The organism is Streptococcus porcinus (assembly GCF_901542335.1).
Taxonomy (GTDB): domain Bacteria; phylum Bacillota; class Bacilli; order Lactobacillales; family Streptococcaceae; genus Streptococcus; species Streptococcus porcinus_A.
Genome location: NZ_LR594036.1, coordinates 1,296,234 through 1,314,344 on the forward strand (window position 1 = coordinate 1,296,234; position 18,111 = coordinate 1,314,344).

An 18,111-nucleotide genomic window follows, 5' to 3' on the forward strand; every position below is an offset into this window, starting at 1 on the left:
ATGACCATTTACCAACAAATTTTGGATGAAATTATAAAAAGTGAGACAATTATTATCCACCGCCACCAAAATCCCGATCCAGATGCTATCGGCAGCCAAGTCGGCTTGAAAGAACTGATTTTAGCTAATTTCCCTGACAAGAGAGTTTTAGCTACGGGTTTTGATGAACCAAGTCTCGTTTGGATTGCCCAAATGGACCATGTCACTGATGACGATTATCACGATGCACTTGTGATTGTGACTGATACGGCAAATCGCCCTAGAATTGATAACCCTAAATATTGCAAGGGAAAAAAATTAATCAAAATTGATCACCATCCAAATGATGATGTCTATGGCGATATTTCCCTAGTTGATACCAATGCCTCAAGCGCCAGTGAAATCATTGCTGATCTTGCTTTTAGTCTCAATTTAACATTATCTGCCAAGGCTGCAGGCTTACTTTATACAGGAATTGTCGGCGATACAGGACGTTTTCTCTATCCAGCAACTACTGCTAAAACTTTTCACATTGCTTCTAAACTTAGAGAATACCAGTTTGATTTTGCAACGATTTCACGCCAAATCGATTCTTTTCCCTTTAAAATTGCGAAATTACAAGGCTATGTCTTTGATCACTTAGAAGTTGATAAAAATGGTGTCGCGCGGGTAGTTCTGACACAAGAAACTTTAAAAGCCTTTGATATTTCAGAAGCTGAAAGCTCCGCTATCGTATCTGCACCAGGAAAAATTGATATGGTTAGCGTTTGGGCTATCTTTGTTCAACATGAAGATGGCAGCTTCAGAGTACGGATGCGTAGTAAAGAAAAAACAATTAATCAAATTGCTAAAGCCCATGAAGGAGGCGGACATCCTTTAGCTAGTGGTGCTAATTCCTATAGCCTAGCAGAAAATGAGCAGATTTATCGAGAAATGCAAGCACTCTTTGATTAGACAATTTTTTAATTTTAAGTAAAAGACTTGTCAAAACAAGATAAGTTTGATAAACTAGACTAGTTAATAACTATGGGCAAAAGCACCATGGCAGAAAGGAAATTATTTTAAAGATGAGAAAAGATATCCATCCAGATTATCGTCCAGTTGTATTTTTAGATACAACTACAGGTTACCAGTTCCTTAGTGGATCTACTAAATCAAGCAACGAAACTGTTGAGTTTGAAGGTGAAACTTATCCACTTATTCGTGTAGAAATTTCATCAGATTCTCACCCATTCTATACAGGACGTCAAAAATTTACACAAGCAGACGGACGTGTCGATCGTTTCAACAAAAAATACGGTCTCAAAGACGCAAACGCATCAAAATAAGTCAAAAATATATAACCACTTCTTCTCAGAAGTGGTTTTTTAATATGAAAAATACCTTAGTTTGAAGCGTTAGATGCATATAATAACTAAACTTGACATAATAACAACTTCTTCATCAAGTAATGTTTTACAACAATGTTACCAAATCACTTGACGGTTTAATCGATACCTCATGTAGTTTAGCCTAAAGCGTCATTAAATGGCATTAATTAAAATGAAATAAATACTTACAGTTCATCTTCCTCATCATTTTTTTGCTCTAGTAAGGGATTTACAAAATGAATATTTTCTCGAGCAAATCTCTTTAAATCAATCTCTTGATTTAACATTTGACTATTTAGAAATGCAATTATCATAGGCATGTTCACTCCCGCATAGAGTTCAAAGTGGTAACCCGCCATCAATAACTGCGTCGCAACATTACAAGGAGTTCCTCCCAATAAATCAGCAAAAATGAGGAAATCTCCTTCAATATTATTAATGATTGTTAACAATTTTTGCCTAAAATCTTCTGCTCCTTCAATAGTTTCCAAGCCAACTGAAAAAATAATATTTTGTGGCCCCATTATCATTTCTGTTGACTTTTTAAGCTCGTGGCAAAATTGACCGTGACCAATTAATATAAGACTTTTCACCCTTCTAAACTCCTAATACTTTGAAATAAGCCATAATAATGGCAAAAATGATGATCGTAAATATGGCTTTTGTTGGTGTTACCCCTTTTCTACCAAGGAGCCAAAAAACAGCCCCGGTAAAAATAGCTGGAAGTAATCGAGGGAAAATAGTATTTAGTAAATCTTGAATATCAATCACTTTTGAACCGATTTTAGGAGCTGCTGTAAATTTAAAATTAATCATTGTAGCAATCAAAGCGCCCACCATAAAGACTCCCATAACAGAGGCAGCATCAACCAAGGAAGATAATTTGTCACGCATGGTTGTAACCAGCTTTATTCCCTCCTTATAAGCAATTTCCAGCTGTTTCCATCGGAAAACATTAATCAACATTTGAACACTAACCCACATCAAAATACCAATAATCCCTGACCATATACCGTCTTTTGCTAAACCAGCCGCAATTGAACCCATAATTGCTGGGATTAAAGAGACAAAGACAGAATCGCCAATTGGTGCAAAGGGGCCCATTAAGCCCGTTTTGATTCCATTTACAGCATCTCTAGCTTGAATACCTTCACTTTCTTCCAGTGCCAAATCAATACCCGTAATAATGGTATGAAAAAAATTTGAAGTATTGAAAAATTGTGTATGAACAGTCATCATTTCTTTTAATTCTGGACTATTATCACCATATAACTTGCGCAATTGTGGCAAAATCATATAGAGATAACCTGACCCTTGCATGCGTTCATAATTCCAACCCCATTGGAAAGTAAATAAACTTCTTTTATTAATTTGTTTAAAATCTTGCTTACTTAATTTATAATCAGATTTCATCATCTTCGATTTCCCCACTTTCAGAGACTTGAACTCTTTCTTCAATTATTGGTGTTTTTTGATTATTTTTATAATGCAAGGTTGCTAAGCAGGCTCCAATGATAGCAATTCCAATCATTGGTAAACTTTTATACGGAGAGGCATCAAAATCTTTAGATACGGTCGTTAAGGCAGTACTGACAGTTTGTAAGTTAGCATAAACCGTTGTTAACATTGCTGTTAAGACAAAACCTAAAGCTAAATAATGAATATTCCGTTTTACTGGAAGATAGTGTAAAAGAATGGCAAAACCTAAACCAGGTAGCATTTTACCAGCCAAAGTTAAACCGTTAGCTAACCATTGATACTGTTGGATACCGTTAACCAAAGATTGGACAAAATGCCCACCAAGCGTAATTGCTAAAAAGACTGGCAAAGCCCTAGACAAGGCCCACGGGAGAGCTCCCATTAAATAGTTTCTTTCAATCCCTTTGTAGTTATGATTCTCCACATGAGCATCTATTCTGTGTGCAAAATAAGTTGTTGAGAAGCGACCTAAAATATCAGTATATACCATTAAAGCTGCTACTGGAACTGCAATGGTTGAAATTGCAATTTCTGGTTTAATTCCCTGTGAAACTGAGAAAGCTGTCGCAATAACCGCACCCGAAGTTGCATCAATCCGTGAAGCGCCACCAAAGGTTCCGACACCTAAAACCATCAGTTGCAGACTACCACCGATCCAAAGTCCTGTTTTTAAGTCGCCCATTATTAAACCAGCTATAAGACCAGCAAATACTGGTGAGCCAGCTGAAGAAACAATCGTTAATTCGTCAAGAATTTGATACGCTGAATATAAAGTTAATAAAAATATTTGCCACCCTTGAATCATTTGAAAATCCTCCTAGTTATGGTGAGATTCCTGTCTTACTTTATTAAGTAAAGGCATGAAATCGATAGCTGTATCACTTGGTACCATCTGTGCAGTCAGCCTTGTCCCAGTTCTAGCAATAGCGTCAAAATCATCAATATCTTGTTTAAGAACATTTATTGAGCGAGTGAGGGGTATTGTGTCAGCTGTTTGGGACATATTCCCCACATTAAGATTAGAAATAGCCACACCTCTATTAATGAGTTCTAAAAAACGATTTGGGTTCTTAGCCACAATTAGTAAGCGTTGAGAATCATAACGGCCAGCTAAAATATTGCTCGCAGCTTTTTCAACAGTTAATATCGATAATTTAACACCTGCTGGCGTTGCTAGCTTCAAGGCTGTTTTTTCTAAATCGTTGGCGACAATCTCGTTATCTATCACCATAATTCTTGAAATATTAAGTTTAGTTGTCCATAAATTAGCGACTTGACCATGAATCAAACGTCCATCAATTCGTGTTGCAATAATTGTCATCGTGTTCTCCTAGTTTCTATAATAATCTTAGTAGTAAGCGTTTTCATTTATGTTAATAAATACAGTGTTACAATTAGTTTTATAAGAGCATGGCTTTTTATAACTTTTTCGGTATAATTTTAAGTAAGAAGCGTATAGAAATGGACTGAAGGTAACCTATGCAAGCTAAAAAACCAAAATATCAAGTTATTAAAGAAAATCTTTATCACCTCATTATGTCACAGCATTATAAAAAAGGGGACTTGTTTTTCACTGAGGCAGAATTAATCAAAAAATACAAAGTAAGCTCCATAACCATAAAACGGGCTTTAAAGGAACTTGAAAATGATGGATTCATTAGTCGTAAACGTGGTTTAGGGACTTTTATCAAAAAAACTAGTAAAGATAAAATCGTTCATTTTTCCTACACCAATAACACATCAAACCATCAAGAAGATGTTCATATTTTAAGTTTAGAAAAAGGAAATGCCCCTTATTATTTAAATCTTTTAGGGCTACATAAAACTGAGTATTATTATATTTTGTCGCGTCAAAGATGGATAGATAAAGAACCTTATCTATTCCAAAGATCTTTTATCGCACATGATTACATTGCCAACCCCGAGGCAGATTTATCGTCTTATGCTTCTGTCTATCAACGCTTTTTTGAAGATTTTAACATTCAAATGGCTGAACAAGATTTTTCTCAAAAAACTGATTTAACCCTTGATTATAGCAATACAGTGGCTAAATTTTTACAGTTAGATAAAAAGCAACCGTGTGTTCGCCAACTTAAACTAACCAAAGATAAGACATCACATCGTGTTTTAGAATATGCAGAAGTTTATAAACATTGGAAATTTTTTCAGTACCGTATTAATTCTCTCCACTACGATTAACATTAAGGTGTCATGTATGGAAATACCTTCTTATATTTTATCTGTCCAAGGCCTTGCTGTCTTAGCTAAAACGTCATTAAGAGCTTCAATATTTTTTACCCCTTCACGCCTTAGCCATTGGCGGGCCGCAGCCTCCCCTTCTTTGATATAGACCGGAACAGCACCCGCCCAAGTAGCACGGCCACAAAGAACACCATTAAATGTCGCTCCTGATTGAGCCGCAAAGATTAAGGTTTCTTGGAATAGCTGAGCTGATACTCCCGCACTAAGATAGATGTATGGTAAGTGACTGGCTGCTTCTTGTTCTTTAAAAGCTTGGGCCGCGTCTGCTTTGCTATAAAGAATCGGCCCTTCTGTAAACCCTTCAACAAAGGCCATATTAACTGGAACTTCTACTTTCAAAACATCAATCCCAAATCGCTTAGCCGAAAAGACTCTCATGGCTTCATTAACTTTATGGGCTTTGACTTTGGCGAAGTCAATACTACTATTATCACTAATCTTTTCATCATAGGTCAAAAGCTCTAAAAAGAAGGGAATGTCTTCTGCTTGACACTCTGAGCCGATGCGTTCAATGTAAGCTTTCTTTTGATGGTTAATAGCCTCACTGCCATCAACATCATAATAGAGAAGAAACTTAATAGCATCTGCACCAGTCGCTTTAAGACCTTTCACTGACCAGTCTGCTAAACAGTCTGGTAAGCGACTACTTGTCTTGGCATCGTAGCCTGTTTTTTCGTAGGCCAGTAACAAGCCTGCTTTTTGGTCTTTGACTTCAATAGCTGGCAAGCCATACTCTGGGTCTAAGAGAATTGAGGAAGCATAGGGAGTTAATTCTTCAGACACCAGACGCTTCAAGGTTACTATTTGCTCAGTTGTTGGCTCTTCTTTTTGATGACTTGCCATCATCCTTTTTAGAGCACCGCGTTGGTCAAAAGCCAATGCAGAAATAATTCCGTCACGGCTTACTTTTTCTAAGTAGGCTTTTTTATTTGATATAACTGTCATTTTTTACTCCTTTGAATAGTCGTATATTCTCACACCTTTAACAACACGGTTAACGGTTCCACTTTCAGAAGGAGTATCTGGCAAGTTATGGACTTCGATTGAGGCTAGTAGTGCAACTGTTTGAGCAAAAAATATCATAGGAAAAGCTAAATAAGCGTCAGGCAAGAGGAGGTCCGAATTCAGAACAAAGTTTTTACCACTGAAATTCTTCTCTTTTCTCTGACCAATCGCAATGGTTGACTGAGCGATCTGATCATTAGCAATTTCTTCTAAAATATCAAGATCATATTGTCTTGTGTAAGGATGATTATTAATAAAACCAAAGACCAATGTCCGTTCATTAATAAAAGATTTTGGACCATGTCTGAAACCCATAGAGGAGTCATGAAGCGTTGCAATTTTGCCAGCTGTTAGTTCTAATATTTTTAATTGCGCTTCTTGTGTTAATCCTGCTAAAGATCCAGAACCTAAGTAGACTAAGCGATTAAAAGGATATTGGATTAAGTTATTAATTTCTGTCTCCCTATCAATAATGTCCTCAGCCATTCTTCTCATTTGTGAGATAAAATCTAATTTTTCCTCATTGGTGTGAAACTTATCAAAAATTAACAAAGCTGATAGCATCATACAAGTAAAACTTCCTGTCATAGCAAAACCAGCATCATTTGAACGAGGAGGCATTAAAAATAAGAAATTGCGCTTATCATTTCGAGCTCTTTTAGCTAACTCCCCCTCCTCTGCACAGGTAAGTGTTAAATGATAACAATTAGTAACTAACTGATTGGCTAGTTCCACCGCTGCAATACTTTCAGGGCTATTACCGCTTCTTGCAAAAGAAACTAATAAGACGGTATCTTCCTCATAAAGGTAATAATGAGGAGCAGACACGATATCTGTTGAAGCAATACTGTAGAAAAGAAACTGCTCTCGTTGCCCATAGGTTTGTAAAAATGACCAAATACTATTGCCGACATATTCGGAGGTACCAGCTCCGGTAAAAATAACTTTGATTTTTGTGTCAGCGCTTTCAATAACTTTGTTTAAAAAAGAAGAAAGTTTTTCTTCTTTATCTAAAAATTGCTGATAGACTTGACCCCACAAATCAGGTTCTTGTTTAATTTCTTTAGTGGTAATAGCAGCTCCCATTTGATTAAGTTCCTGCTCAGTTAATTGAAACATATTAACCTCCTAAAATTTTTTATTGATTGGGTTGATGAATAATCTTATATTTAAAATGGTCAGCTCTAGCAATTGAAAAAGTATGTTCAATTAAGAGATTTTTATCATTATAGGTTTTTCGTATCATATGTAATACAGGATCACCTTTTTGTATACCTAGTAATTGAGCCTCATAATCAAGGGCGATACTAGCATAAAACTCTTCCTCAGCAAGTCGAATCTGTTGATGGTAGTCTTCCGCAAAAATATCATATAAGGGTTTTTGTAATAATAAATCCTTTGATAAGTCATTGAATAGGGTGGCAGGAAGATAGGATCTCTCAAACATCATTGGCTCGCCATCTGCTAGTCTCACCCGTTCTAGCTCAAAAGCTTCACCATCTGCATCCATTTCTAAAAACTTTTCTAAATAATCCCTTACTGCTACTTTCTCAAAAGAAATGATTTCCGTTTTTGGTCCCTTTCCTATTTTTTTCATCTGCTCAGTAAAGCTATATGTAGTCGCTAAGTCTGTTAAGGGCTCCATCAATTTTGAAACATAGGTTCCTTTACCATGAACTTTGTAAATTAGACCACGTGATTCTAACTCCTTTAGAGCTTGCCGAACAGTTATGCGACTAACAGAATAGCTTTCACTCAACTCTCTTTCTGACAGCAACTTCTCATGAGGAGCCATATCATTCCTAATCTTTACTTCAAGTTGATCAACTAATTTTTGATATAATGGTTGATTTTTCGTCATACATTTTATTTCCCTCTACTGGTTATAACCACTTAATAGTATAGTATACTAACTGGTTTTTGTCAAGAAAAAAAGAACTGAAAGGCACTGCCCCTAAAATGAGACAAAAGAAAAACACTCCTGTTGGAATCTAGTAAACTAGAAACAGGAGTGTTTTATTATGGGAAAAAACATATTCTTGGGAAACGAAACTAGCTTGTATCAAAATGAAGAATGCAGGCAAGTCTAACAAGGTTATTATGGAAAATCTAGGTATAAAAAATGATAGTCAAATCTATACTTGGATGAAATGGTACGAAAATGAGGAACTTCATCGTTTCCATCAAGGTGTATATGGCAAGGGATTAGAACAGTTGTCTGAAGTGGAACAATTACAATTACAGGTTGACCTCTAAAAAAGTATCGAGGCTTGATAAGGAAATCGATAAAATAAGTCTTATCAAGCTTGTGGAAGACTATAAAAAGAACTACCCGATTGCTGTCATTCTAGACTGTTTTGATGTTAAGCGGTCGACCTATTACCGTTGGAAAAAGGAATTTGAGAAACCACACAAAAGAGATAAAATCATTGAATTAATTGAACAGCTCTGCGTGGAAAATCACTTTATTTATGGCTATCGTACCATTACGCGTTTACTTAAAAAAACCTACGGACTGACTGTTAATACAAAGAAAGTCTATCGTATCATGAAAAATAATGGCTGGCTTTGTCGGACACGTACCAAGAAATCGCCAAATCTAGGTAAAGCTTATTATTTGACGGATAACAAATTGAATCGGGATTTCCATGCCGATAAGCCTATGGAAAAGCTTGTAACAGATATTACCTACCTAAATTTTGGTAACGGTAAATTGTATCTCTCTTCAATTATGGACCTCTATAATCGTGAGATTATAGCATATACTATCTCAGATTGTCAGGACACCGATTTTGTACTAGACATCCTTAATCAGTTAAAAATGCTTAAAGGGGCAATCTTACATAGCGATCAAGGCTCAGTGCATACTTCTAAGGCTTACTATCAGGCTTGCACGAAAAAAGGCATTATCCAATCAATGTCCCGAAAAGGAACACCTGCAGATAACGCCTGTATTGAATGGTTTCACTCCGCCCTAAAGACTGAAACCTTTTATCTCCATGATATGAGAAAATACAACAAGGATAGTATAACAAAAATTGTTAAAATGACATAACATTTTATAATGAAACTAGAATTCAACAGAAACTAAACGATCTGTCTCCTGTACAGTACAGAAGACAGATCGCATAAAAGTGTTTTTCTTTTGTCCCGCTATTGGGGTACAGTGCCAAAATTGTCAGTTCTTTTTTCTTATTAATGAGCATTTATCTCTTGAGCAATTTCACGTCCTGATAAATCAGACTTGTAATATGTTGGCCAATGATCCCATTTTGATGCAATCTCATCATGACCTTGTGCCCCCCAATAAAGATGGAAATGTTCTGCCTTGTTTGGTGCTATTTCATGGTCACTGAACTGTATATACTTAAATTCACCTGCATCTTTTTCTTTAGCTTCAAACATGTAGCGAACACCACGATTTCCTTTTTCATAAGTAATGATTTTCTTACCAGAATAGCTATATGTGAAAGTTTTCTTATCACCGCCACGCTCAAAAGTAATTGTTGACTTCTTACCATTAATTTTAATAGCATTAACATCAGTCTTATAGCCAGCTTCATAATAATCTTTGTATTCTTTTGCTGTCATTTTTCCTTTTGATTTTTTAGCTTTATAATCCATAACCTGATCTAAAGTACCATCTTGTAAATAAGGATAGACAGACTGCCAATTACCAGACCAATCACTTAGCTTACGATCCTTCACCGCACTATCTTTGAAATAGCCGTTATAAACTGACTTGCTATTATCTTCTTCTGGTTTAATTTCCTTGCCATCACGCTTAGTTGTTAATTCTAAAGCTTTAAGGTTTTCCCGCATAACACTGAAATAATCCTCACCAGCTTTAATCTCTTTTTGGGTTAAACTTTCGAGTGGGCTTAAAACGACTGACTTGACACCTGCTTCCTTAGCAAGTGTTTTAGCAACTTTACTTGAGGCATTCTCTTCAAAATAGATATATTTGATATCATATTTTTTTACATATTTTGAAAGTTCAGCTAAACGTTTTGCTGAAGGTTCATTTTCTGGAGAAACACCATTAATAGCAATTTGATTTAAACCGTAGTCAAGTGCCATGTAGCCAAAAGCAGCATGTTGTGTCACAAAACTCTTTTGTTTTGCTGAAGATAATGCCTCACTATACTCTTTATCTAACTTTTTCAATTTTTCAATATATGCAGCTGCATTTGATTTGAAGACGTCAGCTTTCTTAGGGTATTTCTTTGAAAGCGAATCGCGGATATTTTCCACTACAGTAATGCTACGATATGGAGATAACCAAACGTGCGGATCAAATTTATGGCTATGACCTTCTTCATCATGATGGTCATGACCTTTTTTACTATCTTCATGGTCATGTTCTTCACTTGAACCAGCAGCTAAAATCATTGAGCCTGTTCCCTCAATATAATCAACTTTATCTGATTTAATTGATTTTTTCACTTTTGGAATCCAAGTTTCCATGTTATCATCCATGTAGACGATTGCATCCGAATCTTGAATTTTTTTGACGTCCTTAGTCGTAGGCTCAAAGTCATGAGGCTCAGTTCCAGCTTTCATTAACATTGAAACATCGCCATCATTACCTACAACCCCTTTAGTAAATTCATAAACAGGATAAAAGGTCGTCATTATCTTAACTTTAGTATCCTCTGCTTCTACTTGCTTAACTTGACTTAATTGCCACGCTGATGTCAATCCGACAAAACTCATCATTAAAAGAATTTTCTTTTTCATGATTCCTCCTCTTTCGTTAACTGGTTAAAATTTCACTGGTTAAGTATATCATTTTAAAAAGAAAATGTCACGTAATTTTTATTTCTTCGGGAAATCTTGTTAAGAATAATACTTCTGTATTTCTTTATTTATTCTATAAAGCTAATCATCATGAGATAAATGTAAAAATGTAAGGTTATAGGAAAAAACAAAGCAAAGGGTCCAATCCTCCTAAATAGAGAACCAGACCCTTAATTAATAATAGATATTCTCAACTTTTTGATAATTAATACCCTCAAAGTAGAAATTTTTAAAATTGGCAAATTCTTAAATACTTGCTTTAAGCCTTACTTCAATATTAAGCTTTTGATCATTGTCCGACAAATATGCACCTATGACTTCTAGTCGACTCCCCCGCGGAAACAACAATTCGAGTTCCGAAGGAACCCATGAATAGGGCTCAACAAAAGCCGCCTTTGCTCCTCTATTAACTCTGATTCGTAATTCTATTGGTCTTTGTATCATAGCACCATTTTTCAAAGCAGTGGTACTCATAAAACTATATTTTGTATACTGAACTCCTGGCCTAAATTTATCTAATACCTTAGGATTAAATTTACCGTGTACATAACAATCATCTAGTTGTTCTTGTGTAAAACCTAAATCTAAAAGAAAACTGGTATAAACATAGCGATAAACAATAGTATCCCAAGGAATAGACATTTTATGCGTAGCATTATCCAACACTTCCACCTGTTTTTTCATTTCTGAAGTTAGTTGACTAAGGTCACTTTTAACCTTATCAAGTTGACTATTAATGGAAATAGACTGCTCACAAGTATAGTTATGTAACCCCTGTTTCTCTTCTTCAGTAAATATAGTCTTATCTGCCCAGCGTTTGTTAATAATGTACTTTGTGATTTCTGAATCTGTAAACTTGAAATATGCACTGTCCCCATCAAATACGACACTATCAGCTTCATCATAATAATGTTGGGAAAGTACTGTACTTTGTCCTATTAAGAAAAAAAGTGAAATAAAAGGTATTAAGATAATATTTTTAAATTTTTGATTCATCCACTTTGCCTCCAATTTTAACTAATAACCAAACTAGGACCTAAACACCATTAAATGAGTCTATAAGCCCTACTTGAGCATTTAGAAAATAGCCCTTGCCAGCTAAGTTCAAATAGCTAATCGTTTGAAATAATATTTTTACTATCATATCCCATAACTTCTGTAGAAGAAAATCTGATTTTTAGAAATTTCTCAAATCGTGAACTCTTTAAAAAAACTTAAGGCTAGATGCACTGCACCCCAAAAGTTAGACAAAAAATCTAACATTTGGGGTGTTTTTGTATGAAATTAAGTTATGAAGATAAATTAGAAATTTATCGTTTAAAGAAGTCAGGTGTTTCCTGGACTCAATTAGAGATTCAATTTGGAGTAACCCGCTGCAACTTAAAATATACCATTCGACTGATGGATCGTTATGGAGTTGAGATCGTTAAGAAGCAAAAGTACCAAGCTTATTCACCTGAAATGAAGCAAGAAATGATTAATAAAGTCTTGAAAGATGGGCAATCCTTAATGTCAGTTTCTCTAGATTACGCCTTCCCAAATCCAGGAACTCTTGCCAATTGGATAGCGCAATACAAGAAAAATGGTTATACTATTGTTGAGACAACAAAAGGGAGACCAGCAAAAATGGGACGTAAACCAAAGAAAACTTGGGAAGAAATGACTGAATTAGAGCGCCTTCAGGAAGAGAACGAATATCTCAGAACGGAGAACGCCTTCCTAAAAAAGTTAAAAGAGTTAGAAGAACGGGACGAAGCTATCGAGAAAGAACGACAGAAATCATTAAAGAAATGGTTGATGGAGGATTTAGATTAGGTTTACTTCTAAGAGCAGCTCAATTAGCTCGTTCAACCTATTACTATCATCTTAAGCAACTAGAACAAGATGATTTAGACAAGTCCATTAAAAACCAAATTCAAAAGGTAACTATGGCTATCGTCGAATCACTTTGGAACTGCGTAACAGAGGTTTTATCATCAACCACAAAAGAGTTCAGCGCTTGATGAAAGAACTAGGTTTAACAGCGAGAATACGTCGCAAAAGACGCTATTCATCTTATAAGGGTGAGGTTGGAAAGAAAGCAGATAACCTTATTCAACGCCATTTTGAAGCCTCTAAACCTTTTGAGAAGTGTTACACCGATGTGACTGAATTTGCTTTACCTGAGGGAAAACTCTATTTATCACCAGTTCTTGATGGTTATAATAGCGAGATAATAAACTATACCATTTCACGTTCTCCTAACTTAAACCAAATTAAAACGATGCTAGAAAAGACATTTCCAGATAAATACTATAACGGAACTATTTTACATAGTGATCAAGGCTGGCAGTATCAGCACAACTATTATCATCACTTTTTAAACTCTAAAGGTATCCGTCCATCTATGTCACGTAAAGGAAACAGCCCTGACAATGGGATAATGGAATCCTTCTTTGGCATATTAAAGTCAGAAATGTTCTATGGCTATGAGAGCTACTATAAATCTCTGGGAGATTTAGAAAAAGCTATTAAAAAATATATTGATTATTACAACAATAAACGGATCAAAGTAAAACTAAAAGGACTTAGTCCCGTACAATACAGAACTAAATCCTTTGCTTAAAATATAATGTCTAACTTTTGGGGTGCAGTACAAGAACCCTTAAGGTTTTCAACTATTATATTAATCACTTAAACTAAAACGATTAGTCATTAAGTTGCTGGCATCAAAAAGAATTTTATTGAGTAAGGCTTGTGTTTCAATTTGGATATAGTCACTCATTTCCTGATTTTTCTGGGTTAAATCCACAGTCTCACCTTCAGCAATCAACTGTTCAACAGCGTGAAGCATGGCATGACCTTTGGCCATTGTTTTTTCAGTATAAGCTTCTATATCACTGTCATGGTGATTAAAATGTGGGTCTGCAATTGCTGCAATGAGACGATTAACCCAATAGAAGCTATCTGTTGAGGCATTTTCAGTAGTATTTGTGAAATAGTCTGGCATATCAGACACCTGAGTAAAGAGCGGTACCATCGTATTAAAAGGCATTGAGCCAAATGCAATCCATTGGATACCTGCAATTTCTTTAGCTTGATGTGGTCTTAATTGAAGGATTGATGTTTGACTCGTACGATTAATACCGATTGTTCTAAACGTTTTTTGACTAACCTTATCTCCTTCAGGACCATAGGGATTATAAATTGTATCTTGATAATGACTACTCAAAACATACTTAATGTCTTCAATAGTTACTTTACGGTAGGGTTTTTGACACCAAGGAATAGCAAAACTACGTGGATCTTGCTCAATCTCAGGGTTTAAGAATTTTTGCATAATCCAAGCTCGTGGTGTATTGTAATGACGATCTTTATCACGTTGACTACCAAAGGCATAGCGAGGATTGAAATGTTCATTACTATAAGTTAAATCTAAATGATACTTATTAATAAAATCTTTAAGATCTTCTGAACAGAGATACTCATCAGGATTATTAAATTCAAAGTGATCTATGCCCAGTTGATTAGGATTAGTCACATAAGCGTCATCTGGGACACGTCTAGCAATCCAGTGATGACCACCAATTGTTTCTAGCCACCAAATTTCATTTTCATCAGAAAAAGCGACACCATTTGACTCATAAGTGCCATACTGGCTGAGTAGTTGACCTAAGCGTAAGACACCCTCACGCGCCGACCTAATATAGGGTAACACCAAAGTCAGCATATCTTCTTCTCCGATGCCATTTTCAACTAGCGGATCTGCTCCTAATACACGTGCATTAGTAGTAATTGTCTCTGTTGCGCTCATAGCAACGTTCTCAGAATTAATTCCCGCTTCTGCCCAAATTCCATCTTTACCCAAAGCATCAGGAACCGAGGTATAGGTCAGAGGGTTGTCAGGCAAGTCGATGCCAAAACGCGATAAGACCGCTTGATAATGACGGGGATGCTCATTAGCTGTTATCAGAGCCATCTTCTTTGGGGTAAAATCTCCATTTTGCGAATCTTCTGTTCTAGCCACCAAAGTAGAGCCATCATAAGAAGCTTTTTTCCCAACGAGAATTGTTGTGCATGACATAATATATCTCCTTTATAGTATGATTAGGGGCACAAAGCCAGACAGTTAGTTGGCTGTGCTTATAGAATCAAGGACAAAATAACAAAGTCAGTTGAATTGAAGGTTTTTATAGATTATCAGCAATTTTATTAAGTTTACGTAAACGGTGGTTAACACCACTTTTTGACAAGGGAAAATCTAAATTATCCGAAATCTGTTGGATAGAATAATCTGGGTGATTGATACGAATTTGAGCAATTTGTTGCAATTCTATCGGTAAACTATCCAAACCAACTGTTTCCATAATCTTAACAATATTATTAATCGTTTTCATACTAGCATTTATTGTTTTTGCAATATTTGCAGTTTCTGCGTTATTGGCACGATTGATATCATTTCTTGCCTCTCGCATAACCTTTACTGATTCAAATAAGTCTTTACTTTCCATAGCACCGATAATAATCAAAAAATCCATGATATCTTCAGCTTTTTGCAGATAAGTAATTGCTCCACTCTTATGTTCAATCGTTTTAGCATCTAACATAAACTTATGTAGTAAATCAGCTAAATCTTGGGCATGGTCTAAATACACTGAATAGATTTCTAACTGATATTTCCCAGATTCTGGATCTCTAATCGTTCCTGTTGCTAGGAAAGCTCCTTTTAAATAAGAGCGGCCAGCATCATCATTTTCTAACATCCACGAGGCCATACCTGTCTCAATCCCAAAAAAAGCATCTGCTAACTTTAAATCAGAAAGGATTGTTTCTACCTCTTCTGCAACAAAAACAGTGTAAACTCGATTTTTTCTTAAATTAGTTTTCTGATGATATTTGATTTCTGGTTGAATGTGATAGCTTTGTTCAAAAAGGGCATAGATATAACGAGCAATACGAGCATTTTCTGTGGTAATAGATAGAGTTAGCCCTTGATTATTTAATCCCAATGTTCCTGATAACTTTATAATAGCTGAAAGTTCATTCTTATCACTTTTAGCCTGATCTATCAGCTCTTCTTTTACCTGTATTGTGAAACTCATAGATGTTGTTCCCTTACTAAATTCATCAATTCTTCTACTACTAAGTCACCATCATGAAAAGCTCCGCCATTTTTCAAGCGTAAAAAATTAGAGGAAATAACCTTCTTGGCCTCTTTTTGCAACCCTTTAAAATCGTGATCAACTTGGATCAAATATTCGTCAAATTTATTAGTATCCATATAAGACTGAGGGACTTTTTCTATATTGACCAAAACGGTATCAATAAGATCTCGTCCTAAGTGCTTGTTTAAAACAGAAAGATGATCAGCATCCGAAAAATGTTCTGTTTCACCATGTTGAGTCATGATATTACATATATAGACAACTTCGGCTTTAGTGGCTCGTAAGGCCTCATTAATTTCAGGAATCACTAGATTAGGGAGGATTGATGTGAAAAGGGAGCCAGGTCCCAAAACAATCATATCACTTTCCAAAATAGCTTTAACCACTTTACGACTAGCCTTTGGCTGTTCATCATTGTATGTATTTGTCACATAAACATGATCAATCATTCCCTGATAACCAGCAATCTGACTTTCACCAGAAACTTCATGGCCATCTTTGAAAACAGCATGCAACGTCAGAGCCTGTTCACTGGAAGGAAAAATATGGCCTGTGATATGGAAAAACTTAGTCAAAATTTGAATGGCATTATAAGTCGAATTTTGCATCTCGGAAATACCAGCAATGATGAGATTACCTAGTGGATGACCAGAAAGAACCCCATCATTGCCACTAAAGCGATACTGGAAAACCTTTTCATAAAACCGTGGCATATCACTCATAGCTAATAATACATTACGCAAATCACCTGGAGGTGTCAGCTGCATAGCATTACGAATTTTACCTGATGACCCCCCATCATCAGCAACCGTCACAACAGCAGTAATATCAACCTCTTCATTTCGTAAACTTTTTAAGATAACTGGAATCCCCGTACCGCCTCCAATTACCGTTATCTTTGGCTTTTTCATGATCTATTAACTGTTTCCTTACGTTTGTCTTTATCACGATGGCTTTCATTTATCGGCCATTCTTCTTTGATTCTTTCTGCGAGACGATGGGCAAAAGCTACGCTCCTGTGTTGACCACCAGTACAACCAATTGCAATCGTCAAAAGTGATTTACCTTCACGCTTGTAGCCTGGTAGAATTGGCAAGATTAATTGAACCAAGTTTTGGAAAAAATCTTCAGACTCTTGATGCTCCATTACGTAATCATAGACTTCTTGATCTAGCCCCGTTTTTTCTCGTAAATCAGCAATATAGTATGGATTAGGGAGAAAACGCACATCAAATACTAAATCAGCATCTAAAGGAATCCCATATTTAAACCCAAAACTCATGACTTCAACCCGGAAAGATACTGTATTTGAGGCGCTAGAAAACTGGTCTGAAATGGTTTGGCGTAATTGCCTTGGAGTCAATTCACTGGTATCCACTACATTTTGACTCATACTCTTTAAAGGAGCTAAGAGTTCTCTTTCTAACTTAATACCATCCATTACTCGTCCATCTGGAGCAAGCGGGTGACTTCTTCGAGTTTCCTTATAGCGTGAGACTAACTCATTATCAGTAGCATCTAAAAAGAGAATTCTAAATGTAATGGATTCTTTTCGTTCAATTTGATCTAAAATAGCATTGATTTCTTTGAAAAAACTCCTACTACGCATGTCAACGACCAGAGCTACCCGTTCATATTCATTTGTTTGTCCAATGATTTCTAGGAACTTTGGCACCAATGTTGGAGGCATATTATCAATAGTGAAGTAACCTAAATCTTCAAATGATTGAATCGCCACTGTCTTACCTGCTCCACTCATTCCTGTAACAATGACAAGATCAATTTTATTAGTTACCATTTGTCTATTCCTTTCTCAAATTTAGACTGTACATTTTATTATAACATAGAAAAACCTATCAATGATAGGTTTGAGAACATAGACAAACTCCTAAAAATAAAAAATTTGAATAGACTTGCGTAAAATGACAAAATATTAAACTCTTAGAAATGTTGATATTCCAATATTTATGAGAGTTTTTGTTTTTCATGATAATGAAAAAAGATTGAAGAAACTTGTCCAAAATGGACTTTTTCTTCAATCTGAAACCTATCAATGATAGGTTTCTCATAGG

At 35.7% G+C, this 18,111-nt stretch carries 16 protein-coding genes and 2 pseudogenes; 5 read left to right on the forward strand and 13 right to left on the reverse strand.

Features of this window, described 5'->3' with window-relative positions:
• Together FGK96_RS06215 and FGK96_RS06220 are read left to right on the forward strand one after the other, a co-directional pair.
• Positions 1-933 carry a DHH family phosphoesterase gene (locus FGK96_RS06215; RefSeq protein WP_138082323.1) on the forward strand — a complete coding sequence of 311 codons (933 nt, stop codon included), beginning with the start codon at positions 1-3 and terminating at the stop codon, positions 931-933.
• A 113-nt stretch (positions 934-1,046) separates the two neighbouring features.
• Positions 1,047-1,307 carry a type B 50S ribosomal protein L31 gene (locus FGK96_RS06220; RefSeq protein WP_138082325.1) on the forward strand — a complete coding sequence of 87 codons (261 nt, stop codon included), beginning with the start codon at positions 1,047-1,049 and terminating at the stop codon, positions 1,305-1,307.
• A gap of 227 nt (positions 1,308-1,534) precedes the next feature.
• Here the strand turns inward: FGK96_RS06220 and FGK96_RS06225 are convergent, their stop codons facing one another.
• From FGK96_RS06225 to FGK96_RS06240, 4 genes are read right to left on the reverse strand one after another with little or no spacing between them, the layout of a single operon-like run.
• Positions 1,535-1,942, reverse strand: a complete 408-nt coding sequence (locus FGK96_RS06225) for a PTS sugar transporter subunit IIA (protein ID WP_138082327.1) — start codon at positions 1,940-1,942, stop codon at positions 1,535-1,537.
• 4 nt (positions 1,943-1,946) lie between these two features.
• Positions 1,947-2,765 carry a PTS system mannose/fructose/sorbose family transporter subunit IID gene (locus FGK96_RS06230; protein ID WP_138082329.1) on the reverse strand — a complete coding sequence of 273 codons (819 nt, stop codon included), beginning with the start codon at positions 2,763-2,765 and terminating at the stop codon, positions 1,947-1,949.
• Positions 2,752-3,633 (reverse strand): PTS mannose/fructose/sorbose/N-acetylgalactosamine transporter subunit IIC, encoded by an 882-nt coding sequence (locus FGK96_RS06235; protein ID WP_138082331.1) that lies wholly within the window; start codon positions 3,631-3,633, stop codon positions 2,752-2,754. Before FGK96_RS06235 ends, FGK96_RS06230 begins: the two co-directional genes overlap by 14 nt.
• A gap of 12 nt (positions 3,634-3,645) precedes the next feature.
• Positions 3,646-4,149, reverse strand: coding sequence for a PTS system mannose/fructose/N-acetylgalactosamine-transporter subunit IIB (locus FGK96_RS06240; RefSeq protein ID WP_138082333.1), 504 nt, complete (start codon positions 4,147-4,149; stop codon positions 3,646-3,648).
• 158 nt (positions 4,150-4,307) lie between these two features.
• On the opposite strand from FGK96_RS06240, the gene FGK96_RS06245 reads away from it, so the two are divergent.
• Positions 4,308-5,027, forward strand: coding sequence for a GntR family transcriptional regulator (locus tag FGK96_RS06245; protein WP_138082335.1), 720 nt, complete (start codon positions 4,308-4,310; stop codon positions 5,025-5,027).
• Positions 5,028-5,057: 30 nt separating this feature from the next.
• Here the strand turns inward: FGK96_RS06245 and lacD are convergent, their stop codons facing one another.
• From lacD to FGK96_RS06260, 3 genes are read right to left on the reverse strand one after another with little or no spacing between them, the layout of a single operon-like run.
• Positions 5,058-6,035, reverse strand: a complete 978-nt coding sequence (lacD, locus tag FGK96_RS06250) for a tagatose-bisphosphate aldolase (RefSeq protein WP_138082337.1) — start codon at positions 6,033-6,035, stop codon at positions 5,058-5,060.
• A 3-nt stretch (positions 6,036-6,038) separates the two neighbouring features.
• Entirely contained in the window at positions 6,039-7,214 is a 1,176-nt protein-coding gene (locus tag FGK96_RS06255; protein ID WP_138082339.1) for an SIS domain-containing protein, read from the reverse strand.
• A gap of 19 nt (positions 7,215-7,233) precedes the next feature.
• Positions 7,234-7,956, reverse strand: coding sequence for a GntR family transcriptional regulator (locus FGK96_RS06260; RefSeq protein WP_138082341.1), 723 nt, complete (start codon positions 7,954-7,956; stop codon positions 7,234-7,236).
• A 200-nt stretch (positions 7,957-8,156) separates the two neighbouring features.
• Between FGK96_RS06260 and FGK96_RS06265 the strand changes: the two are divergent.
• Positions 8,157-9,227: pseudogene (locus FGK96_RS06265) on the forward strand (IS3 family transposase).
• A 63-nt stretch (positions 9,228-9,290) separates the two neighbouring features.
• Here the strand turns inward: FGK96_RS06265 and FGK96_RS06270 are convergent.
• Both FGK96_RS06270 and FGK96_RS06275 read right to left on the reverse strand, forming a co-directional pair.
• Entirely contained in the window at positions 9,291-10,835 is a 1,545-nt protein-coding gene (locus tag FGK96_RS06270) for a zinc ABC transporter substrate-binding protein AdcA (RefSeq protein ID WP_138082343.1), read from the reverse strand.
• Between the two features lie 306 nt (positions 10,836-11,141).
• Positions 11,142-11,891, reverse strand: coding sequence for an ADP-ribosyltransferase (locus FGK96_RS06275; RefSeq protein ID WP_138082345.1), 750 nt, complete (start codon positions 11,889-11,891; stop codon positions 11,142-11,144).
• A gap of 282 nt (positions 11,892-12,173) precedes the next feature.
• Between FGK96_RS06275 and FGK96_RS06280 the strand changes: the two are divergent.
• Positions 12,174-13,500, forward strand: a pseudogene (locus tag FGK96_RS06280) (IS3 family transposase).
• Between the two features lie 60 nt (positions 13,501-13,560).
• Here FGK96_RS06280 and FGK96_RS06285 read toward each other — a convergent pair.
• The 4 genes from FGK96_RS06285 to rapZ all read right to left on the reverse strand — a co-directional run bounded on the left by FGK96_RS06285 (position 13,561) and on the right by rapZ (position 17,837).
• On the reverse strand, positions 13,561-14,958 hold the full coding sequence (locus tag FGK96_RS06285) for a C69 family dipeptidase (protein WP_138082347.1): 1,398 nt from the start codon (positions 14,956-14,958) through the stop codon (positions 13,561-13,563).
• Positions 14,959-15,064: 106 nt separating this feature from the next.
• Entirely contained in the window at positions 15,065-15,976 is a 912-nt protein-coding gene (gene whiA / locus FGK96_RS06290) for a DNA-binding protein WhiA (protein WP_138082349.1), read from the reverse strand.
• Positions 15,973-16,950, reverse strand: coding sequence for a YvcK family protein (locus FGK96_RS06295; RefSeq protein WP_138082351.1), 978 nt, complete (start codon positions 16,948-16,950; stop codon positions 15,973-15,975). Before FGK96_RS06295 ends, whiA begins: the two co-directional genes overlap by 4 nt.
• The gene (gene rapZ / locus FGK96_RS06300) at positions 16,947-17,837 is read right to left on the reverse strand and encodes an RNase adapter RapZ (RefSeq protein WP_138082353.1); all 891 of its coding nucleotides are present in this window, start codon (positions 17,835-17,837) and stop codon (positions 16,947-16,949) included. Before rapZ ends, FGK96_RS06295 begins: the two co-directional genes overlap by 4 nt.
• Between the last annotated feature and the right edge of the window lie 274 nt (positions 17,838-18,111).